Origin of the sequence: Mixta gaviniae (genome assembly GCF_002953195.1) — a bacterium.
In the GTDB taxonomy this organism is placed as follows: domain Bacteria; phylum Pseudomonadota; class Gammaproteobacteria; order Enterobacterales; family Enterobacteriaceae; genus Mixta; species Mixta gaviniae.
On record NZ_CP026377.1, the window covers coordinates 324,509 to 344,983 of the forward strand.

A 20,475-nucleotide genomic window follows, 5' to 3' on the forward strand; every position below is an offset into this window, starting at 1 on the left:
CGCTGATGCCCGCTCGCCGCACCGCGCTTAGTGCGGCCGGCGACGCGCCTTTTTATGCTGATACATGATGTCGTCGCTGTGGCTGAGCAGCGACGCCAGCGGTTGCGGCTGCGCCGGGTCGAACTCCACCGTGCCGACAGAAAAATCGAGCCGGTAATGGCGATGCAGCGGCTGCATATACTGCTCCAGCTCGCTGCGAAATGCCTCCAGCCGCTCTGCCGCCTGCTGCTGCTGCATATCGATAAACAGCACCACAAATTCGTCGCCGCCGAGGCGGGCGAACAGGGCGGAGTGCCTGAAGCTGAGCTTCAGCGCATCGGCGAAATCCATCAATGCGCGATCGCCTTCGCGGTGACCGAAGCTGTCGTTAATCTCTTTAAACTGGTCGAGATCGAAGAACGCCAGGCTGGCGAAACAGTGGCGCAGGGCGCACTCCTTCAGCAGCATCTGGCCGAGCGTCATAAAGCCGCGACGGTTGGAGATCTGCGTCAGCTCGTCGGAGGTGGCCGCCTGGAAGCTTACCAGCTCCGATTCCGCCATGGAGGCCAGATCGCGCAGCGCGTTGATATCGTCGGCGGTAAAGTCGCGCGTCCGGGCATCAAGAATGCACAGCGTACCGACTTTTGCGCCGCTGGGCGCGCGCAGCGGGCAGCCGGCATAAAAGCGGATCTGCGGCTCGCCGGTCACCAGCGGGTTGTCATAAAAGCGGGCGTCCTGGCGCGCATCTTCCACGATCATCACGTCATCCTGCAGAATAGCGTGACCGCAGAAAGAGATGTCGCGCGGCGTTTGCGTGGCATTGACGCCTTCGCCCGATTTAAACCACTGATGCTCAGCGTCCAGCAGGCTCACTACCGACGCCGAGACATTGAACAGCCTTTTCGCCAGCCGCGTCAGGCGATCGAATCGCTCCTCGGCGGGCGTATTTAACAGACTCAGCGCATGCAGTTGATCGAGACGCTGAGGTTCGTTAGCAGGGATGACTGGTGCTTTCATAAAAAAAACCTTCAAACTTTATAGTTATCGTCTTGCCGTAACAGTATCGGTCAGAAAAGGCGCAACTTAAGAACAAACTGCAACAGATGTCGACAGCCAGGCGATAACCCGCAGTGGCTACCTTAGCGGCTGAGGCAGGCGGTGTAAAATTTGACGGGCGAAGCGTTGTGCAATCATAGCGCGCAGGAGGGGCGGATAAAAAAGCCCGCGTCGGGAAGACACGGGCCGGGGAGATAAGCGGGCCGGACGCGAAAGGCGTGGTCGCGCCTTACAGCAGGTTGCGTTCTGCCAGATCGAGCGCGAAGTAGCTGAAGATAATGTCGGCGCCGGCGCGTTTAATGGCACCCAGGCTTTCCAGAATTACCGCATCTTCATTGATCGCGCCTGCCTGAGCGGCAAACTTGATCATCGCGTATTCACCGCTGACCTGATAGGCCGCCAGCGGCAGCTCGGTGCGCTCGCGGATATCGCGTAGCACGTCCAGATAGGCGCCGGCCGGTTTCACCATCAGCGAATCCGCGCCTTCGGCGGCGTCGATCAGCGATTCGCGGATCGCTTCGCGGCGGTTCATCGGGTTCATCTGATAGGTTTTGCGATCGCCTTTCAGCGCGGTGCCCGCGGCTTCGCGGAACGGACCGTAGAAGGAGGAGGCGAATTTGGTGGAGTAGGACATGATGGCGGTATCGGTAAAGCCCGCTTCATCCAGCGCGCGGCGGATGGCGGCGACCTGCCCGTCCATCGCTGCGGAAGGCGCGATAAAGTCCGCGCCCGCCTGCGCCGCGACCACCGCCTGCTTGCCGAGATTGATCAGCGTCGCGTCGTTATCCACGCCGTGATCGCACAGGACGCCGCAGTGGCCGTGCGAGGTATATTCGCAGAAACAGGTATCGGACATGACGATCATTTCCGGCACCGCGTCTTTACAGATGCGCGACATACGCGCCACCAGGCCGTTTTCCTGCCAGGCGTCGCTGCCGGTAGCGTCGGTGTGGTGAGAAATGCCGAAGGTCATTACGGAACGGATGCCCGCTTTGGCGATGCGTTCGATCTCCCAGGCGAGACGTTTTTCCGGAATGCGCATGACGCCCGGCATCGCTTCGATCGCTTTATAATCATCCACCCCCTCTTCAACAAAGATCGGCAGCGCCAGATCGTTGCGGCTTAATGAGGTTTCCTGGAACATCTCGCGCAGCGCGGCGCTTTTACGTAATCGTCTTGGGCGATTAATTAAAGAAAATTCAGACATAGTGATTAGCTGTACAGGTGAAAAAGTCATCATAGTGTACGCGCTTTTATTCGGGGCAGTGAAACTTCCCGTGCTGACCTTTGCCCGCTTTCGGCCCGCAGGCCGCGGCAGGCCGCCTTTGGCGTTTTATTTAACATGCAGGCAACAGGATTGCCGCTCTATATTCCACCAGGCTATGAAGCGCTATTTGTCATATAAAAAATCATTATTTTTAAGCGCTCTTGAAAAGGCATCGGACGCACCTAAATAAGGTAACGGGAAGGCTGCTTCCCCCGCATGTTTAAACTTTTGACTGCTCAACGTTGTGGAGATTTCAGGAGGTTACTCATGGCATTTAAAACGCTTTCTCTTTTCCCTGATGTCACCGATAGCCTGTTTTCCGATCGCTTTAACCGTATCGATCGGCTGTTCAGCCAGCTGACCGGCGATGCGCCGTTAAGCACCACGCCCGCCTGCGATATTAAACGCCTGGATGAAAGCCACTACGCCATTACGCTTAGCGTACCGGGCTGGAAAGAGAGCGAGCTGGAGATCAGCGCCACGGGCGGACAGCTGACCGTCAGCGGCAAACGCGCGGAAGAGCAGAGCCAACAGGATGAGAAAAGCGGCTGGCTGCATCGCGGCATCAGTCGCCATAATTTCAGCGTCAGCTACTCGCTGCCGCAGCATGTGAAGGTCGAGCGCGCGCGTCTGGAAAACGGCCTGCTGGAGATCGCCCTGTATCAGGAGATCCCGGAAAGTGAGAAACCACGCAAAATCGCTATCGAAAGCCAGCAGCGCGTAATTGAACATAATGCTTAAGCGTTGCATTCACCGACCCCGGCTTCGCCGGGGTTTTTTTATCGCCTTAGCGTCTGCATCCGCTCCAGCTCTTTGGCGTCGTGGCTGCAGAACAGGGTGATGTTTTCCTGCTGATTCAACGACAGCGCGCGCAGCCGCTGCTGATTCTCACGCCGCGCGGCGTTATCGGCCGCCATCATCCACTGGTAGAAGCGCAGCCCTGGCGTGCAGTGGCGCTCCTCCTGATACATCTCGCCGCGATAAAACCAGGCGTCGCCGCCGTGCAGCAGCCAGCCGTCGCGCTGCTGGATCGCCACGCCCGCGTGGCCCGGCGTATGGCCCGGCAGCGGCACCAGCAGGATCTCCGGCGGCAGCCCGTTGAGCGCGCTGACGGCGGAAAAGCCCTGCCAGCTATCGCCCTGCGTCTGGTAGGCCTGCCAGTGCGCCTGCGCCGGCCACTGCGCAGGGCGATAGCGCCGCTGCTGCAGCCAGCTGTCGCGGTGGCGAATGGTTTCCAGCTCCTGCTGCATCACATGCACCTGCGCATGAGGAAAATCGGTCAGCCCGCCGGCGTGATCGAAATCGAGATGGGTTAAGACGATATGCCGTACATCCTGCGCCTGAAAACCGAGACGCTGCACCTGAGCCAGCGCGCTAAGTTCCGGGCGGCGCTGGATGTTGTTGAACAGGCGAAAGAAGGTGGCGATGCGCGAGTCGTGGCGGCGCAGATCCTGTTCGCCGAAGCCGGTATCCACCAACACCAGCCCGTCGCGATCGGTTTCGATCAGCAGGCAGTGACAAACCAGATGGGCATGCAGCCCTTTGCTGAAACCGTCAAATAGCGCGCCGCCAAAAGGACACATAGAACCACAGCTCAGGTGGTGTACCCGCATAGCCTTCCTCCTCAACGTTAAAAGGTAAGTGTGGGCGCTAATGCGCCAGCAAGCCAGACGGCAACGTTCGCCAACAGCGGGCGGCGGGGGGCGCGCTTTCTCGCCGCTGCGCCTGAATCGTTTCTGCCGTGGCCCGTCTGCGGCCGGCCATCGTTTGATACGCGCAAGTGAGAAGGGGTTAAAAAAGGGCGGCAGAGCTAAGGGCAGGGCAAAAAAAAGCCCCTCGCAGAGGGGCTTGTGGGTTACTCATTAATGCGCGGATGCTGCTCAATCAAATTCTTGCGCTTCGCTTCCAGTTTGGCGATCTCTTCCGTGATGTCTTCAATCTTCTGTTCGATGTTGTCGTGATGCTCCTGCAGGATCTCACGCGCTTCTTCGATATCGGACGCCGCCGGCGTCGCGCCTTTCAGCGGCTTGTTGGCGGTTTCTTTCATCGTGATGCCGGTAATCAGGCCGATAACCGCAATCACCATCAGATAGTAAGCCGGCATATAGAGGTCGTTAGAGGCCTCTACCAGCCAGGCGGCGACGGTCGGCGTCAGGCCGGCAATCAGCACTGAAATGTTGAAGGCGCTGGCCAGCGCGCTGTAGCGGATATGGGTCGGGAACATCGCCGGCAGGGAGGAGGCCATCACGCCGGTAAAGGAGTTCAGGATCACCGCCAGCATCAGCAGGCCGGCGAAAATCAGCCCCAGCACATTACTGTTAATCAGCATAAAGGCGGGGATCGCCAGCACCAGCAGCGCGATACTGCCGATAATCACAAACGGACGGCGGCCGAAGCGGTCGCTCAGCAGGCCCATTACCGGCTGCACAAACAGCATACCGATCATGATAGCGATAATAATCAGCACGCCGTGATCTTCAGGGTAGTGCAGGTTATGCGACAGGTAGCTCGGCATATAGGTGAGCAGCATGTAGTAGGTGACATTGGTGGCGATCACCAGACCCACGCACGCCAGCAGGCTTTTCCAGTGCTTAGTGGCGATTTCGCGGAAAGAGACTTTCGGCCCTTCGCGCAGCCCTTCACGGTCGCCCTGCTCCAGTTTTTCTACGTGCTGCTGAAACGCCGGGGTCTCTTCCAGCGCGTGACGCAGATAGAGACCGACGATGCCCAGCGGCAGCGCCAGGAAGAACGGCAGACGCCAGCCCCAGGAGAGGAAGTTCTCTTCGCCGACCACGGTGGAGATCAGTACCACCACGCCCGCGCCCAGCACGAAGCCGGCGATAGAGCCGAAATCGAGCCAGCTGCCCATAAAGCCGCGCTTACGGTCGGGGGAGTATTCCGCCACGAAGATCGAGGCGCCGGTATATTCGCCGCCGACCGAAAAGCCCTGCGCCATTTTCGCCAGCAGCAATAGCACTGGCGCCCAGATGCCGATAGAGGCGTAAGAGGGTATCAGGCCGATACAGAAGGTACTGATCGACATAATCACAATGGTAATAGAGAGGATCTTCTGTCGGCCATACTTATCGCCCAGCATGCCGAAGAACAGGCCGCCCAGCGGACGGATTAAAAAGGGAACGGAGAAGGTCGCCAGCGCGGCGATCATCTGTACGCCGGGATCGGCGCCGGGGAAAAAGACCTTACCTAAGGCGTAGGCAACAAAGCCATACACGCCGAAATCGAACCACTCCATCGCATTGCCTAACGACGCAGCGGTAATTGCCTTGCGTAAACGCGCATCATCAATGATGGTTACGTCATCAAGCGCAATAGGTTTGACACGCTTCCTACGTAGTTTCATATCATTCGCCCTGTGTTTGCTGATTTATCTTAATATCCTCAACGGCGCGAACCGAAAGCTGAATCGAGTCAGATCGCGGCGTTGAGGAAATTTTTATTTTCGGCTATCAATCGTTCAGTTTGTAACCTTTTGCAATAATAACATAACGCAACGATTACCTTCTGATTCCACAGTATATCGTCAGAACGGGGAAAATGTCATATCCGCAAAATTTCCTTCCGTTGAAGACCGGAAAAAAGCAGTGACAGCGGGCGTTAACAGCATAGTCTGCTGAAAATTGCCCTGTAAGCCATTGTTAAACCGTAGCAGTAAAGGCTGCGGTTTTCCGCTTCCCAGGGCGCTGAATCGCGAGAAATGTGACGGGTTTGTTAACAATTATTAATGAGGGGCCCCGTTAAGGGAAAGATTGCGCAAATTATGGCCAGTGAGCGGGGAGGCCAGCCGAGCGCCGCCCGCTTTCCAATGAAACGCTTTAGCCTGAGATAGGTTGCTGGTGAAGAAATCCTGTTTTAGCCGGATGCCGTCAGTCGGCAAAGAAACCCTGTTTTAGCCGAATGCCGTCAATCGGCGAAGAAGCACTGCTTTAGCGCCATTTCAACGCCGCGCAGCTCCGCCAGCCCTTTCAGACGGCCGATGCCGGAGTAGCCCGGGTTAGTCTGCTTATGCAGATCATCCAGCATCTGATGGCCGTGGTCCGGCCGCATCGGAATGGCGCGCTGCTGACCGGCGCGGCGGCGGCGCTGCTCTTCGTCGAGAATCGCCTTGATGACCCCGACCATATCGACATCGCCCGCCAGATGCTCCGCCTCATGGAAGCTGGCGGGATTCTCTTCACGTCGGGTCGCGCGCAAATGAACAAAGTGAATGCGCCCGGCATAGGTTTTCGCCATCTGCACCAAATCGTTGTCGGCACGCACGCCGTAGGAGCCGGTGCAGAAAGTGAAGCCGTTATGGAGGCTATCCACCGTTTCCGTCAGCCACTGCATATCTTCCTGTGTGGAGATAATGCGTGGCAGGCCGAGGATCGGGCGCGGCGGATCGTCAGGATGCACCGCCAGCATAATGCCAGCCTCTTCCGCTACCGGCACGATGGCGCGTAAAAAAGCAGCCATATGCGCGCGCAGCTGCGCCTTATCGATGCCGTCATACTGCGACAGCTGCGCCTGGAACTGCTCCAGCGTGTAACCCTCTTCCGCGCCCGGCAGGCCGGCGATGATATTGCGCGTCAGGGTGGCGATCGCTTCCGGCATCATCGCGGCATAATAGTCCGCCGCCTGACGCTGCTCTTCTTCGCTGTAGGCGTCGCGCGCGCCGGGACGCTGCAGGATATGCAGCTCGAAGGCGGCGAACGCCACGGCATCAAAGCGCAGCGCGCGCGCGCCGTTCGGCAACTGCCAGCCGAGATCGGTGCGGGTCCAGTCCAGCACCGGCATAAAGTTGTAGCAGACGGTATCGATGCCGCAGGCGGCGAGATTGCGCAGCGATTGCTGATAGTTGGCGATATAGCGCTGCCAGTCGCCGCGCTGGGTTTTGATCGCTTCGTGAACCGGCACGCTTTCCACCACCGACCAGTACAATCCTTTCTCCGCCAGCTGCGCCTGACGTTTCTGGATCTCCGCTTTCGTCCAGATCTCGCCGTTGGGAATATGATGCAAAGCGGTCACAATACCGGTCGCGCCCGCCTGTCTGGCGTCATCCAGTGAGACGGGATCGTTAGGGCCATACCAGCGCCAGGTGTGTTCCATAAAGGCTCCTGTAAAGGGGGAGGTGCAGGCCGGCAGGCGTGTCCTCTCTGCCGCCGGTCCGGTTAATGAGCCGGCCATTGGTCAGGCCGCTGGGCCAGAATAGGGCAGTTTTCGCGCAAAAAAGGTGACGACTATCTCAATATGGCGCGCGAAAGCCGATAAAGCGGGGCGCTTACGGCAATATAGCCCGGCGCCGAATAGCGCAGGCGTAACGGAAAATCGGTGAGCGTAATGACCCTGGGAACAGTAAAAAACGAACGGCTTTATCGTCAAATTTCTACCTTACTTAGCGCGGCGATTGTGCGCGGCGAATTCGCGCCCGGCACGCCGCTGCCGCCGGAGCGGGAGCTGGCGCGGCAGCTGAATGTCAGCCGCTCTTCGGTAAGAGAGGCGCTGATTGCGCTGGAAGTCACCGGCTGGGTAGTGATCCGCAGCGGCAACGGCGTGCTGGTGGCCGATCCACTGCCGCTGCAGCCGGAAGAGGAGGCGGAAACGTTCAGCCTGCGCGATTTCATTAAGGCGCGTCAGAGTTTTGAAGCGATGACGGCGGAGCTGGCGGCGCGCCACGGTAGCGAGGCGCAGCGGCGAGAACTGCTGGAGGTGGCTGAACGACTGGCACGCCACAGCGTTAACGATGACGCTTTTTTACAGCAGGATAAGCGTTTTCATCTGCTGATTAGTGAGATGAGCGGCAATGAAGTACTGCGCGAGATGATGGAGCATCTGTGGAATATGCGTAAAAGCCCACGCTTTGTACGGCTGGAAAACCATTTTGCCGATCGCGATTTCCCGCGCGAGCTGAATCACGACCATCAGCGCATCGCCCGCGCCATCGCGGAGCAAAACCCGCCGCTGGCACGGGACAGCATGGCGCTGCATCTGCAGCGCGTGTATGACCACCTGTTCCCGGAGACGTGACTCAGCGCTTCACCGGCGGACGGCCGTTGCCCAGCAGGATAGCCAGCTTGCTGCCGCCGGGCGTGGTCTCCATCAGAATTTTACAAACGCTGGTCAGCGGCACTGACAACAGCATCCCCACCGGGCCAAGCAGCCAGCCCCAGAAGATCAACGACAGAAACACTACCAGCGTAGAGAGACCCAGGCCACGCCCCATCACGCGCGGCTCCAGCATATTGCCGAACACCATATGTATCGCGCCAAACAGCGCCGCTACCAGCAGCGCGTCGTAAAAATCATTCAATACCAGCGCCTGAATAAATGGCGGGACACCGGCGATAATCGGCCCGATATTGGGAATAAAGTTCAACACAAAAGCGACCACCCCCAGAACAGCGCGAACTTTACGTCCAGCAGCAGCAGCGTCAGCCAGACGGCGACGCCGGTGATCAGGCTAATCAGCGTTTTCAGCGCCAGGTAGTGGGTGACGCCTTTCAGCGCCTTATGCAGCCCGGCAATGCGGATCTGCGGGTTCACCAGCGCGTTACGCAGCTTATAAGGCAGGTGACGCACCTCGAACAGCATAAAAATCACTGTCATGATCAGCAGGATAAAGTTGCTCATCGCCCCGGAGAACTGTGTCAGCACCATGGTGGCGACATTCATAATCGCGTTTGGGTCGAGCTGCTCCGCCAGCGCGCGCGTGGAGACGGGAATATTCAGCCGTCCGGCGTAGTGCTGGATAACGGTCAGCTTCTGTTCAAGGATGGTGCGTATCTGCGGATAGACCAGCGAGAATTCGTTGACCGAGCTGGCGAGCATCGCCACCAGCATCAAAATCACCAGCAGTACTACGACCATCACCAGCGTAATGGCCCAGGTGCGCCGCAGCCCGCGACGCATTAAGATATTCACCAGCGGGTTCAGGACTATCGCCAGAAAGATCGCCAGAAGAAAGGGAACGATGATATCCGAAGCGGCGCGGATGCCTGCCAGAATAACCACCAGCGTTGCCATTTTAAGCAACATATTCTGTCCCATTTTTTCCTGCTGCGGTGCAATCATAGTTTCCTCTGTCAACAATTCCGGCTCAAAGAGTGTAGCTGCTAACGGTCGCTAACGCGCTGATATTTTTCGTTAACCTGCACGTAACGTTGCACAATCGGAATTATGACCATGTCCGGATGGCGGCGGCGGACTGCATCCGGCGGCGGCCCATTCCGACAGCTGAAATAAAACCTCTGCCGGTATGGCGAAAGAGAGCCGTGGCCAGTAAACCCGGACGGAACGGCAGCGGCTAACGGCAGCGGCTAACGGCAGGCGCCAGGCGTGACAGAACGCGCTTTGTTTGAACGCTGTGGAATAAATCGGCGTATAGTCATTCCTTAGCCTGTTAATTATCTGTGACGAGCCAAAACCTATGCCTGAACAGCCCGCTGCGGAAACGCCGCAAAGCGCCTTTCGACTGAATCAGCGTATTCTCTCCGTTGTTGTTTTCAATTTCGCCAGCTATCTCACCATCGGCCTGCCGCTTGCGGTACTGCCGGGCTACGTGCATGACGTGATGGGCTACAGCGCCTTTTGGGCGGGGCTGGTGATCAGCCTGCAGTATCTCTCTACGCTGCTGAGCCGACCGCATGCCGGACGCTACGCCGATCTGTGGGGGCCAAAAAGGGTGGTGGTGTTCGGTCTTGGCGGCTGTCTGCTGAGCGGCGTCTGTTATGCGCTGGCCGCCATCAGCGCAGGCTGGCCGCTGGCGAGCCTGGCGCTGCTCTGTATCGGGCGGCTGGCGCTGGGTATCGGACAGAGCTTCGCCGGCACCGGCTCAACGCTGTGGGGCGTGGGGGTGGTCGGCTCGGTGCATATCGGCCGGGTGATTTCGTGGAACGGTATCTGTACCTACGGCGCGATGGCGCTGGGCGCGCCGCTGGGGGCGCTGATCTATCATCTGGGTGGCATACTGCTGCTGGCTGCGGTGATCATCGTGATCACTTTGCTGGCGATCGTACTGGCGCTGCCGCGTCCGGCGGTAAAAGGCAGTAAAGGCAAACCGCTGCCGTTCCGCGCCGTGCTGGGCAAAATCTGGCTGTTCGGCCTGCTACTGGCGATGGGCTCGGCGGGCTTCGGCGTCATCGCCACCTTTATTACGCTGTTTTACCAGGCGAAGGGCTGGTCGGGCGCCGCCTTTTCGCTGACGCTGTTCAGCCTGGCATTCGTCGGCGCGCGCCTGCTGTTTCCCAACAGCATCAACCGTCACGGTGGGCTGCGGGTGGCGCTGGTCTGTTTTGCGGTAGAGGCGCTGGGACTGTTTATCGTCTGGCTTTCCTTTACGCCCTGGCTGGCGAACCTGGGCGCGCTGCTGACCGGCGCAGGCTTCTCGCTGGTTTTCCCGGCGCTGGGCGTGGTAGCGGTGAAAGCGGTACCGCAGCAAAATCAGGGCAGCGCGCTGGCGACCTTTACTGCCTTTATGGATCTCTCGTTAGGCATTACCGGGCCGGTTGCCGGTTTTATCATGAGCTATGCGGGCGTGCCGGTGATCTATCTGTTGAGCGGGCTGCTGGTCTGTCTGGCGCTGCTGCTGACGTGGCGCATGCAGCAGGGCCATGCGGCGCAATAAGGCGGCATACCGCCGCGCATAAAAAAGGCCTCTCGGTGAGAGGCCAAAAAAGCAAAGACACAAATAACAGATAACTCCTGAGAGCCACTGCCGACGCTATGTCCGCAGCGGTTCGATCCGTGTGCAGCCGTTCAGTTGCCGCCGTGTAAGGCCTTCCACTGCTATGCCATCAGCCTGCCGCCGTGCAATGCCTTCCACTGCTATGCCATCAGCCTGCCGCCGTGCAATGCCTTTTACTGCTATGCCATCAGCCTGCCGCCGTGCAATGCCTTCCACTGCTATGCCATCAGCCTGCCGTGGTGCCATTACGCCTGCAGCAGTTCGATACTGCGGCGGATTTCACATTCGATATCTGCCTCATCCCAGTTCGCCAGGTCGGAAGAGAAAGGCTCGAAAGCGTAAACGCCGCGATAACCCATCTGCTCCAGCCGCTTAACCTGCGCCACGCTGTTCAGCACGTCACCGTCGCTCAGCATAATGCGCTCTTCGTCGGTCAGCTGCGCGGTCGGGCGCGCGTCTTCGACACCGGAGAGATGCACCAGGCCGATACGTTCGATATCGATGCCCGCGGCGAACTCCTGCTCCGCCTGCTCATAGAGATGGTGATGGAAGGTATCGATCAATACGCTGAACGGCACCTGCGCATCGCGGATCAGTGCCTGCGCCTGCACAGCGGAGCGCAGCGAGCTTTGGGGAAAGCCGAGCGGCTCAACCAGCCCCTGCACGCCATATTTTTCAAACAGCGGCGCCAGCTGCCGCAGCGCCGCGACGGTTTTCTCGCCAGAGATCGGCTGGCCGTCGTTAAGCGGACAGAGTACCAGCGCGCGCGCGCCAATCGCCTGCGCCTCTTGCAGCAGCGATGCGGCGCGCGCCAGCAGATCGTCATCCACGCGGTTAAAGGGATAGAGTGCGTTGATCGTGACGATTTCCATGCCGTACTGCTTCGCCAGCGCCTTAACCTGCGCATGCGTTAAATCGTCAGTCACTTTGCCGCTTGGCATGTCGTTGCGCAGCTCCACCTTGTTCAGCCCCAGCCGCTGAACCAGCTTAAAGAACGCTTCAATGCTGAGACCGGGCGCGATTTTGCGGTTGATACAAAAACGGGTGGGATCGATAGCCATGACTTGCTCCTGCAAGAAGAACGATTGAACCGGCAGCGCGGCGTGCCGGAGGAATGGCATAAAGAGAACATTTATTTCATAAATAATAAATAATGAAATTTAAGTTTTTGGATCTGCTTCGCAAAAATTTCATTTTTGCTGTCACCGTTGCGTCTGAAGAGGAAGAGGAAGAGTACTGAAAAGAGCGGGCAAATGGGCAGGAAGACTAACCGGCAGGCGTTTGGCAGCGTTGAAATACACGCCGCCCGTTACGAGAAAAATGCGATCTGCCCCGCTAAAAACGAATTTTTCAAACTGATCTATTTGAAAAATTTATTTCAATATAATAGGGTCAAGGCATGAAAACGGCTTATCTCCCCCGCAGCCGCGGCGAAGCCTGATGCGCCTTCCGGCAGGGAACCTACACATCAATGAGGCACGAACATGAATATCGTTGGAAACTTTATTGGCGGTAAAGTCACCCATAGCGCCAGCAGTGAAACTATCCCGGTTTACGATCCGGCGAGCGGCAAAGTGGTGCGCGAACTGACGCAGAGTACCGCAGAGGAGGTCGCGCAGGCGATTGACGTCGCGCATAAGGCGTTTCCCGCATGGTCGCAAACCTCTCCGCTGCGCCGCGCGCGTATCATGTTCAATTTTAAAATGCTGCTGGAAAAACATCGTGACGAGCTGGCGGCATTGATCGTCAGCGAACACGGCAAGGTTTGGTCTGACGCGCTGGGCGAGCTGACGCGTGGCATGGAAGTGGTAGAGTTTGCCTGCGGCATTCCGCACCTGATCAAAGGCGAATATTCGCCGAACGTCGGTACCGGCGTAGACAGCTATTCGCTAATGCAGCCGCTGGGCGTGGTGGCGGGCATCACCCCGTTCAACTTCCCGGCGATGGTGCCGATGTGGATGTTCCCGATCGCGCTCGCCTGCGGTAACACCTTCGTGTTGAAGCCGCCGGCGCTCGATCCTTCCGCCGCGGTACGCATGGCGGAGCTGCTGAGCGAAGCGGGTCTGCCGGACGGCGTGCTCAACGTGATCCACTGCGCCAATGAAACGGCGGAGCAGCTCTATACCGATAGCCGCGTACAGGCGGTGAGCTTCGTCGGCTCCTCCGGCGTGGCGGAACATATCTATAAAACCGCCAGCGCGCACGGCAAGCGCGTGCAGGCATTCGGCGCGGCGAAAAATCACGCCATCGTGATGCCGGACGCCGATCTGGACGCCACCGTCAACGCCATTATGGGCGGCGCGTTCGGTTCGGCGGGCGAGCGTTGTATGGCGCTGCCGGTGGTGGTGGCCGTGGGCGACGACACGGCCGACAAGCTGATCGCGCGCCTTACGCCACTGGTCAAAGCGCTGCGCGTCGGGCCGGGCATGCAGAAAGGCAGCGAAGAGAATGAGATGGGGCCGGTAGTATCCGCCGTCCATCAGAAGAAGGTGCTGGGCTACATCGATAAAGGCGTGGCGGAAGGCGCGGAGCTGGTGGTGGACGGACGCGGCTTCCAGGTGCCGGGCCATAGCGAAGGCTACTATGTCGGCGGCACGCTGTTTGATAAGGTCACCAGCGATATGGTTATCTGGCGCGAAGAGATTTTCGGGCCGGTGCTGGGCATTATGCGCGCGCCCGATTATCAAAGCGCGCTGGCGCTGGTTAACAGCCATGAGTTCGGCAACGGCAGCGCCATCTTCACCAGCAATGGCCACACCGCACGCGATTTCGTGCAGAACGTAGAGGCCGGCATGGTGGGCGTCAACGTGCCGGTACCGGTGCCGATGGCGTTTCACAGCTTCGGCGGCTGGAAACGTTCAGTCTTCGGCGCGCTGAATGTTCACGGGCCGGATGGCGTACGCTTCTATACGCGCATGAAAACCGCCACGGCGCGCTGGCCGGGCGGCCAGCAGACGGTATCGGAATTCAGCATGCCGACGCTGGGCTAATTACCTTACAAGGAGGATCGCATGTCTTTGCTTGCAAAACGTCAGCAGCCTGACGCTAACGGACGTATCCAGCACATCACACCGGAAAGCGCCGGCTGGCGCTTTGTCGGCTTCGATGTCTATCTGCTGAAAAAAGGGCAGACCCTGACGCTGGAGAGTGAGGATAAGGAGCTGTGTCTGGTGCTGGTAAGCGGTCTGGCGTCGGTGAAAACGCGCCATGCCGATTTTCCCGCCATCGGCCGCCGGCAGTCGCCTTTCGAGCGTACGCCGCCCTGGTCGGTTTATGTGCCGCACCACGACCGCGTCGAGGTGGCGGCGGATTCCGACCTGGAGCTGGCGGTATGCAGCGCGCCTGGCCACGGGCATCTGCCGGCGCGGCTGATTGCGCCGCAGGATGTTGGCGTCGAGCATCGTGGTAAAGGGCGCAACCAGCGCCTGGTGCATAATATTCTGCCGGACGACCAGCCAGCCGATAGCCTGCTGGTGGTAGAGGTCTATACCAACGAAGGCGATACCAGTTCTTATCCCAGTCATAAGCATGACCAGGAACATTCTCCCGATGAAACCTATCTGGAGGAGACCTACTATCATCGTTTCCAGCCGGAGCAGGGGTTCGCGATGCAGCGCGTCTATACCGACGACCGTTCGCTGGATGAATGCATGGCGCCTTACAATCAGGATGTCGTAACGGTACCGCGCGGCTACCATCCGGTAGCGACCATTGCCGGCTACGACAACTACTATCTGAACGTGATGGCGGGGCCGGTGCGTAAATGGAAATTCACCTGGGAGAAGGATCACGCCTGGGTCAATAGCGACAGCTATCCTGCGGAGAAGCCGCAGAATGAACGGTGATGAAGTGAAACGCTAAAAGTGGCGTAAGCAACAGATAAAAAGGGCGGCCCGGGCCGCCCTTTTCGTTACGCTTTGGCATTGTTCAACGCCAGCGATACCGCCAGCGTCTGCGCCAGGCAGAGCGAGGCGACCTGCGAACGGAAACCATCCACCTGCGCTTCGCGCACGACAAAGCAGACGTCGCTAAAGGCGGCCAGCGGGCTGACCTGGCTATCGGTAATGGCGATCTGCTGCGCGCCGCGGCTGGCCCCCATCTCGACCAACTCTACCCCTTCGCGCGCATAAGGCGAGTAGCTGATGGCGATCACCACATCCTTCGGGTTCACCATGCTGAGTTGCTCGGTAAACATGCCGCCCAGGCCGTCGATCAGAAAGGCGCGGCGTTCCAGATGGCGCAGCGCGTAGGTCAGATAGGTGGCGACGCTGAACGAACGGCGCAGGCCGATAACATAGATATTCTCCGCCTTGCTGAGCATTTCGACCGCTTTATTCAGCTGTTCCGGATTGGTCTGCATCGCCAACTGCTGCAGCGCCTGCGAGTTCACCATAGTGAATACGTTCAGGATCTCCGCCGGGTTTTCAGGCGAGGCGGCAGCTTCATCGGTGGCGGTCTGCCGGAACAGGCGCGCGCGTTCAGTGTAGTTCACCGTCTCTTCCATTAAGTGCTGGCGAAACACCTGCTTCATTTCATTGAAGCCGCTAAAGCCGAAAGCGTTGGAAAAGCGGATCAGGGTGGAGGGCGGTACATCCGCCTGCTGAGCGATAGAGGCGACGGTATCGAAAGCGATGCTGTTGCTGTTATCAAGGATATAGCGTGCAACCTGTTTCAGACGTTTGCTGAGCGTATCATAGCGGCGACGAATGTCGTCCTGTAACAAGGAAAGCTGTGTAGGATTAGTTGTCATTACTTCGACCTGCTAAAAATGATTGGCGTTTTGCTGAGCGATATTCTACCAGACGAATGGAAAATTTCATTTGAATCCCCTGTTAGCAGGCTTTATTTCATCGCAACATGAATTACCTCACATTTGGTGGTGCTAAATGCGTTCTGGCCTGCAGGGCAAAGAGAGCTGCCGCCGGGCGAGAAGCCGGGGTCATTCGTGCGGGGAAATAAGCACGCCGCTAACGCGAGATGCGCCAGCGGCGTAGCCGGTTAACGGCGGATTAGCTGGCCTGGCGCACCGGGCGTGCTTCGCGCCAGTAGCCGATCAGCGTCAGGTAGTTGCTTTTCACCTGGCGGATCAGCGCCTCGTCGCTCAATTCGCCCTGCAGCCACTGGCGTGACGGCTGGCCGAAGATGGTGCGGCCAACGGCAAACCCTTTGACCCACGGTGCCTGTGCCGCATCGCGGAAGCCCGCTTTTAGCTTCTCTTCCGGCGCATCCAGTCCCAGCAGCAGGATGCCGCGACACCAGGGGTCCTCTTGCTCGATCACCGCGCCGATCGCCTGCCAGCTGTGCAGCGATAGCGGCGGCAGCTTCCACCAGTCGGGCTGCACGCCAAGACGGTAGAAGTGAGAGATGATCTCCAGATAATACGACTCCTGACGATCCGGGTTCTCTTCCGGCAGGATCACCTCAAGCAGCAGCTCATGGCCCGATTTATTGCAGCCGCGCCAGACGTCGAGGATCAGCGCGTCCTGCTCAGCGCGCAGCGCGGCGTCGTCATGAGGATGATAAAAGACCAGACATTTCACCACATGCTCCAGCGGCCAGTCGATCAGCTGCGAGCCGATATTGCCATGCTCAAGGCGCAGCGGACGCGAGCCGGGCATTTCAATCGGGCGGCCGATCCACCAGCCTTTGCCGGTGATGGCGTTTAGCGCGCGTTGGCCGTAGGTGGTGTCTGCCAGAATACCGCTGCTGTTCTCTAACCCGGCTTCGGCCGCCGCCGCTTCCGCCGCCTGCAGCAGCAATGTTTTCAGCTGCGGGATGCGTTCGGGATCGGCGCCCGCTTCCTGCGCCATATCCGCCAGCTGTTTGCGGTGATCGAAAGCGAACACGCACAGCTCGCGCCAGCTCTGCCGGCGGGTCGTGACCCGGTGCAGATGGTTCAGCCGCGCGTCGCGGTCGGGACGTTTCACTTCGCGGTCGCGGCTGAGGTAATCATCCAGCTCCGCTTTGGTTGGCATCGCCGGGGCGCAGCCGTGGCGCGATACCACCAGCGCGCCGCAGGCGTTGGCGTAGCGACATGCCTGCTGCCAGCCTTCGTCATTTAGCCAGCCGCGCAGCAGACCGGACATAAAGGCATCGCCCGCACCCAGTACGTTCAGCACCTCCACGCGCACGCCGCTTTGTAGCGTCGTCTGCTCCCAGCTGTCAGGAATATCGCCTTCAAACACCACGCAGCCCAGCGGCCCGCGTTTACAAACCAGCGTCGCCTTGCTTGACTGGCGCACCGCTTTCAGCGCGCTCAGCGTATCGGTGCTGCCGCCGGCGATATGGAACTCCTCTTCCGTTCCGACAATCAGATCAAAATAGTGCAGCACTTCCTGCAGCTCGCGGGTGACGCGCGCCGATTCGATAAAGCGCGTTTCGCCGTCGCCCAGCGAGGTCAGCCCCCACAGCACCGGGCGATAGTCGATATCCAGCGCGGTGCGCAGGCCGTGACGGCGTGCGATCTCCAGCGCCTTCAGCACCGCCGCGCGCGTGTCCGGGTGGGAAAGGTGGGTGCCGGTCACCGCCACTGCACGGGCAGAGGCGATATATGCTTCGTCGATATCCTGCGGCGTCAGGCCCATGTCGGCGCAGTTATCGCGGTAGAAAATCAGCGGGAAAGTATCTTCATCTTTAATGCCCAGCATCACCAGGCCGGTGAGACGGGTTTTATCGGTAATCAGATACGCCGTATCGACGCCCACGCGCTGCAGCTCTTCACGCAGGAAACGGCCATTGTGTTCATCGCCGACGCGCGCCAGCATAGCGGATTTCAGCCCCTGAATGGCGGCGCCGTAGGCGACGTTGCCCGATGAGCCGCCAAGATAGCGGGCAAAGGTGCTGGTATCTTCCAGCCGCGCGCCAATTTGCTGACCATAGAGATCAACGGCAATGCGGCCGATACAAATCACATCAAGCCGCTTCTGTTGTGTACTCATACCTGTTGTTTCCTTCTGTGATAAGCAGACACTGTCGAGCGTCTCCAGAGATCTTTCGGGAAGGCTCCCGAGAATCCGATCGCACCGGATCAACTGTGCTGGCAGTATGGGGAATAAATATTCCAAAAACAATATAGAATGAAATTATTAACCCAAAACTGTGAGGCGGGTAAAACTCTCTTTCGCTTTTTAACCGCCGCCCGGCGGCGGCGATTTCCCAGCGGTTTGGGCGCTGCGTCAGCTTTTTCCGTTTATTTTTAAGATGTTGCTCTTTTGCTGAAAATGAAATGGAATATTTGTTTTTATCGTCACCGCCGGGCGCCGTTCCACTTCCGCCCGCTAAAAAGCCGCCTGCCGCGCCGCTAAAAGAGATAATTTGATCTCTCTCGCAAAATGAAATGTTTCTTCTGTAATCGTATTTTATGAAAAAATTATTTGTTTATAATCGCCACACGTTTCACTAATTAGCCGTCGGGCGGCCGCCGTTTCAAGCCGTCGACTTCTGCGAACGGCGGCGCGCTCTGTCGTAACGCTACCGCCACGGGTAAAGGATGAGCAAATGGGCACGATCAGATTAACCACCGCGCAGGCGCTGGTGAAATTCCTCGACAATCAGTACCTCTCCGTCGACGGGGCCGAAACCAAATTCGTCAAAGGCATCTTCGCCATTTTCGGCCACGGCAACGTGCTGGGGCTGGGTCAGGCGCTGGAGCAGGATAATGGCGATCTGGTGGTGCATCAGGGCCGCAACGAGCAGGGTATGGCGCACGCCGCCACCGGCTACGCCAAACAGAAGCTGCGTCGTGAAATCATCGCCTGCACCTCGTCGGTCGGGCCGGGCGCCGCCAATATGATCACTGCCGCCGCCACCGCCACGGCGAACCGCATTCCGCTGCTGCTGCTGCCGGGCGATGTCTTCGCCACGCGCCAGCCCGATCCGGTGCTGCAGCAGATTGAACAGAGCCACGACTTAAGCCTCAGCACCAACGACGCGTTTCGCGCCGTCAGCAAATACTGGGATCGCGTCAGCCGCCCGGAGCAGCTGATGACCGCCTGCATCAATGCGATGCGCGTACTGACCGATCCGGCGGAGACCGGCGCGGTGACGCTGGCGCTGCCGCAGGATGTGCAGGGTGAGGCCTGGGATTTCCCCGATTACTTTTTCCAGAAACGCGTTCATCGCCTGGACCGTCGTCCGCCCACCGAGGCGCAGCTGCAGGATGCCCTGACGCTGCTGGCGGGCAAGCGCAAGCCGCTGATCGTCTGCGGTGGCGGCGTAAAATATTCCGGGGCAGGCGAGGCGCTGCGCCAGTTCGCCGAGCGTCATCAGATCCCGTTTGCGGAAACTCAGGCGGGCAAAGGCACGCTGATCTCCGACCATCCACTTAATGTCGGCGGCGTCGGCGAAACCGGCTGTCTGGCGGCCAACCTGCTGGCGAAAGAGGCCGATTTAGTCATTGGTGTCGGCACGCGCTACACCGATTTCACCACTGCGTCGAAATGGATATTCCAGCATCCGGAGGTGAGCTTCCTGAATATCAATATCAGCAACTTCGATGCTTATAAGCTGGACGGCGTGCAGCTGGTGGCGGACGCGCGCGAGGCACTGACCGCGCTGGATACGCGTCTGGCGGCGCAGGGGTTCCGCAGTGAGTGGGGCACGCAGATTGCGCAGGCGCAGAGCCGGTTGCTCAAGGAGACGCAGCGCGTCTATCAGGCGGCCTACAGCGAAGAGAACTTTGTGCCGGAAATCGACGACAGCATCGATCGCGAGGCGCTGTTCGCCGAGTTCAACCGTTTGACCGGCTCTTTTCTGACACAAAGCAGCGTGCTGGGCGCGCTTAACGAGCAGCTGCCGGAAGATGCAGTGATTGTCGCCGCCGCCGGCAGCCTGCCGGGCGACCTGCAGCGTGTCTGGCGCACCAAAGCGCACAACGGCTATCACGTGGAGTATGGCTACTCCTGCATGGGATATGAGATCAACGCCGCGCTCGGCGTCAAGCTGGCTGAGCCGCAGCGCGAAGTCTATGCGCTGGTGGGCGACGGCTCTTTTATGATGCTGCACTCCGAGCTGGTCACCTCGATCCAGGAGAAGACGAAAATCAACGTGGTGCTGTTCGATAACATGACCAATGGCTGCATCAACAACCTGCAGCTAGAACACGGCATGGACAGCTTCACCACTGAGTTCCGTTTCCGCGACGCGGAAAGCGGCAAGCTGGATGGTGGCTTTATTCCGGTCGACTTCGCCGCCATCGCCGCGGGCTACGGCTGCAAAACCTGGCGCGTCACCACGCTCGAAGAGCTGAGCCAGGCGCTGGAAGCGGCGCGCAAAGAGACTGTCTCTACCCTGATTGATGTAAAAGTCTTGCCCAAAACCATGGTGCATAAATATTTCAGCTGGTGGCACGTCGGCGGTGCGCAGGTCTCACGTTCTGAGCGCATCGACGCCGTCGCCAAAATGCTAAAAGAGCATGTCGATCAGGCAAGAAAATACTGATACCTAAACACTTTCTCTGAACATCTACCCTGACAGCGGATGTCGCCAGCCTGGC

At 58.9% G+C, this 20,475-nt stretch carries 14 protein-coding genes and 1 pseudogene; 6 read left to right on the forward strand and 9 right to left on the reverse strand.

Annotated elements, in window-relative coordinates; all coding sequences use genetic code 11:
- Positions 1-27: 27 nt before the first annotated feature.
- Positions 28-996 (reverse strand): GGDEF domain-containing protein, encoded by a 969-nt coding sequence (locus tag C2E15_RS01395; RefSeq protein ID WP_104955822.1) that lies wholly within the window; start codon positions 994-996, stop codon positions 28-30.
- A gap of 268 nt (positions 997-1,264) precedes the next feature.
- Positions 1,265-2,242 carry a porphobilinogen synthase gene (gene hemB / locus C2E15_RS01400; RefSeq protein ID WP_104955823.1) on the reverse strand — a complete coding sequence of 326 codons (978 nt, stop codon included), beginning with the start codon at positions 2,240-2,242 and terminating at the stop codon, positions 1,265-1,267.
- A 327-nt stretch (positions 2,243-2,569) separates the two neighbouring features.
- Between hemB and C2E15_RS01405 the strand changes: the two genes are divergently transcribed.
- Positions 2,570-3,043, forward strand: coding sequence for an Hsp20 family protein (locus C2E15_RS01405; protein ID WP_104955824.1), 474 nt, complete (start codon positions 2,570-2,572; stop codon positions 3,041-3,043).
- A gap of 38 nt (positions 3,044-3,081) precedes the next feature.
- Here the strand turns inward: C2E15_RS01405 and C2E15_RS01410 are convergent, their stop codons facing one another.
- The 3 genes from C2E15_RS01410 to uxuA all read right to left on the reverse strand — a co-directional run bounded on the left by C2E15_RS01410 (position 3,082) and on the right by uxuA (position 7,408).
- Positions 3,082-3,915 (reverse strand): MBL fold metallo-hydrolase, encoded by an 834-nt coding sequence (locus C2E15_RS01410; RefSeq protein ID WP_104955825.1) that lies wholly within the window; start codon positions 3,913-3,915, stop codon positions 3,082-3,084.
- Between the two features lie 242 nt (positions 3,916-4,157).
- Positions 4,158-5,663 (reverse strand): glycine betaine/L-proline transporter ProP, encoded by a 1,506-nt coding sequence (proP, locus tag C2E15_RS01415; RefSeq protein WP_104955826.1) that lies wholly within the window; start codon positions 5,661-5,663, stop codon positions 4,158-4,160.
- Between the two features lie 560 nt (positions 5,664-6,223).
- Positions 6,224-7,408 carry a mannonate dehydratase gene (uxuA, locus tag C2E15_RS01420; protein WP_104955827.1) on the reverse strand — a complete coding sequence of 395 codons (1,185 nt, stop codon included), beginning with the start codon at positions 7,406-7,408 and terminating at the stop codon, positions 6,224-6,226.
- A gap of 231 nt (positions 7,409-7,639) precedes the next feature.
- On the opposite strand from uxuA, the gene C2E15_RS01425 reads away from it, so the two are divergent.
- Positions 7,640-8,326, forward strand: a complete 687-nt coding sequence (locus C2E15_RS01425) for a FadR/GntR family transcriptional regulator (RefSeq protein ID WP_104955828.1) — start codon at positions 7,640-7,642, stop codon at positions 8,324-8,326.
- A 1-nt stretch (position 8,327) separates the two neighbouring features.
- Here C2E15_RS01425 and C2E15_RS01430 read toward each other — a convergent pair.
- A pseudogene (locus C2E15_RS01430) lies at positions 8,328-9,370 on the reverse strand (AI-2E family transporter).
- 334 nt (positions 9,371-9,704) lie between these two features.
- Between C2E15_RS01430 and C2E15_RS01435 the strand changes: the two are divergent.
- On the forward strand, positions 9,705-10,922 hold the full coding sequence (locus C2E15_RS01435; RefSeq protein WP_342747501.1) for an MFS transporter: 1,218 nt from the start codon (positions 9,705-9,707) through the stop codon (positions 10,920-10,922).
- 305 nt (positions 10,923-11,227) lie between these two features.
- Here C2E15_RS01435 and C2E15_RS01440 read toward each other — a convergent pair whose 3' ends face one another.
- A complete protein-coding gene (locus C2E15_RS01440) occupies positions 11,228-12,043 on the reverse strand; it encodes a TIM barrel protein (RefSeq protein WP_104955830.1) in 816 nt (271 codons plus the stop codon).
- Positions 12,044-12,466: 423 nt separating this feature from the next.
- Here C2E15_RS01440 and C2E15_RS01445 point away from each other — a divergent pair, with 423 nt between their 5' ends.
- Together C2E15_RS01445 and iolB are read left to right on the forward strand one after the other, a co-directional pair.
- Positions 12,467-13,972 carry a CoA-acylating methylmalonate-semialdehyde dehydrogenase gene (locus tag C2E15_RS01445; RefSeq protein WP_104955831.1) on the forward strand — a complete coding sequence of 502 codons (1,506 nt, stop codon included), beginning with the start codon at positions 12,467-12,469 and terminating at the stop codon, positions 13,970-13,972.
- 21 nt (positions 13,973-13,993) lie between these two features.
- The gene (gene iolB / locus C2E15_RS01450) at positions 13,994-14,827 is read left to right on the forward strand and encodes a 5-deoxy-glucuronate isomerase (protein WP_104955832.1); all 834 of its coding nucleotides are present in this window, start codon (positions 13,994-13,996) and stop codon (positions 14,825-14,827) included.
- A gap of 65 nt (positions 14,828-14,892) precedes the next feature.
- On the opposite strand, the gene C2E15_RS01455 is transcribed toward iolB, so the two are convergent.
- Positions 14,893-15,732, reverse strand: coding sequence for a MurR/RpiR family transcriptional regulator (locus C2E15_RS01455; protein ID WP_104955833.1), 840 nt, complete (start codon positions 15,730-15,732; stop codon positions 14,893-14,895).
- A gap of 259 nt (positions 15,733-15,991) precedes the next feature.
- Entirely contained in the window at positions 15,992-17,920 is a 1,929-nt protein-coding gene (locus C2E15_RS01460) for a bifunctional 5-dehydro-2-deoxygluconokinase/5-dehydro-2-deoxyphosphogluconate aldolase (RefSeq protein ID WP_104955834.1), read from the reverse strand.
- Between the two features lie 559 nt (positions 17,921-18,479).
- On the opposite strand from C2E15_RS01460, the gene iolD reads away from it, so the two are divergent.
- Positions 18,480-20,420: a 3D-(3,5/4)-trihydroxycyclohexane-1,2-dione acylhydrolase (decyclizing) gene (gene iolD / locus C2E15_RS01465; protein WP_104955835.1), complete on the forward strand. Its 1,941-nt coding sequence runs from the start codon at positions 18,480-18,482 to the stop codon at positions 20,418-20,420.
- Positions 20,421-20,475 lie beyond the last annotated feature (55 nt).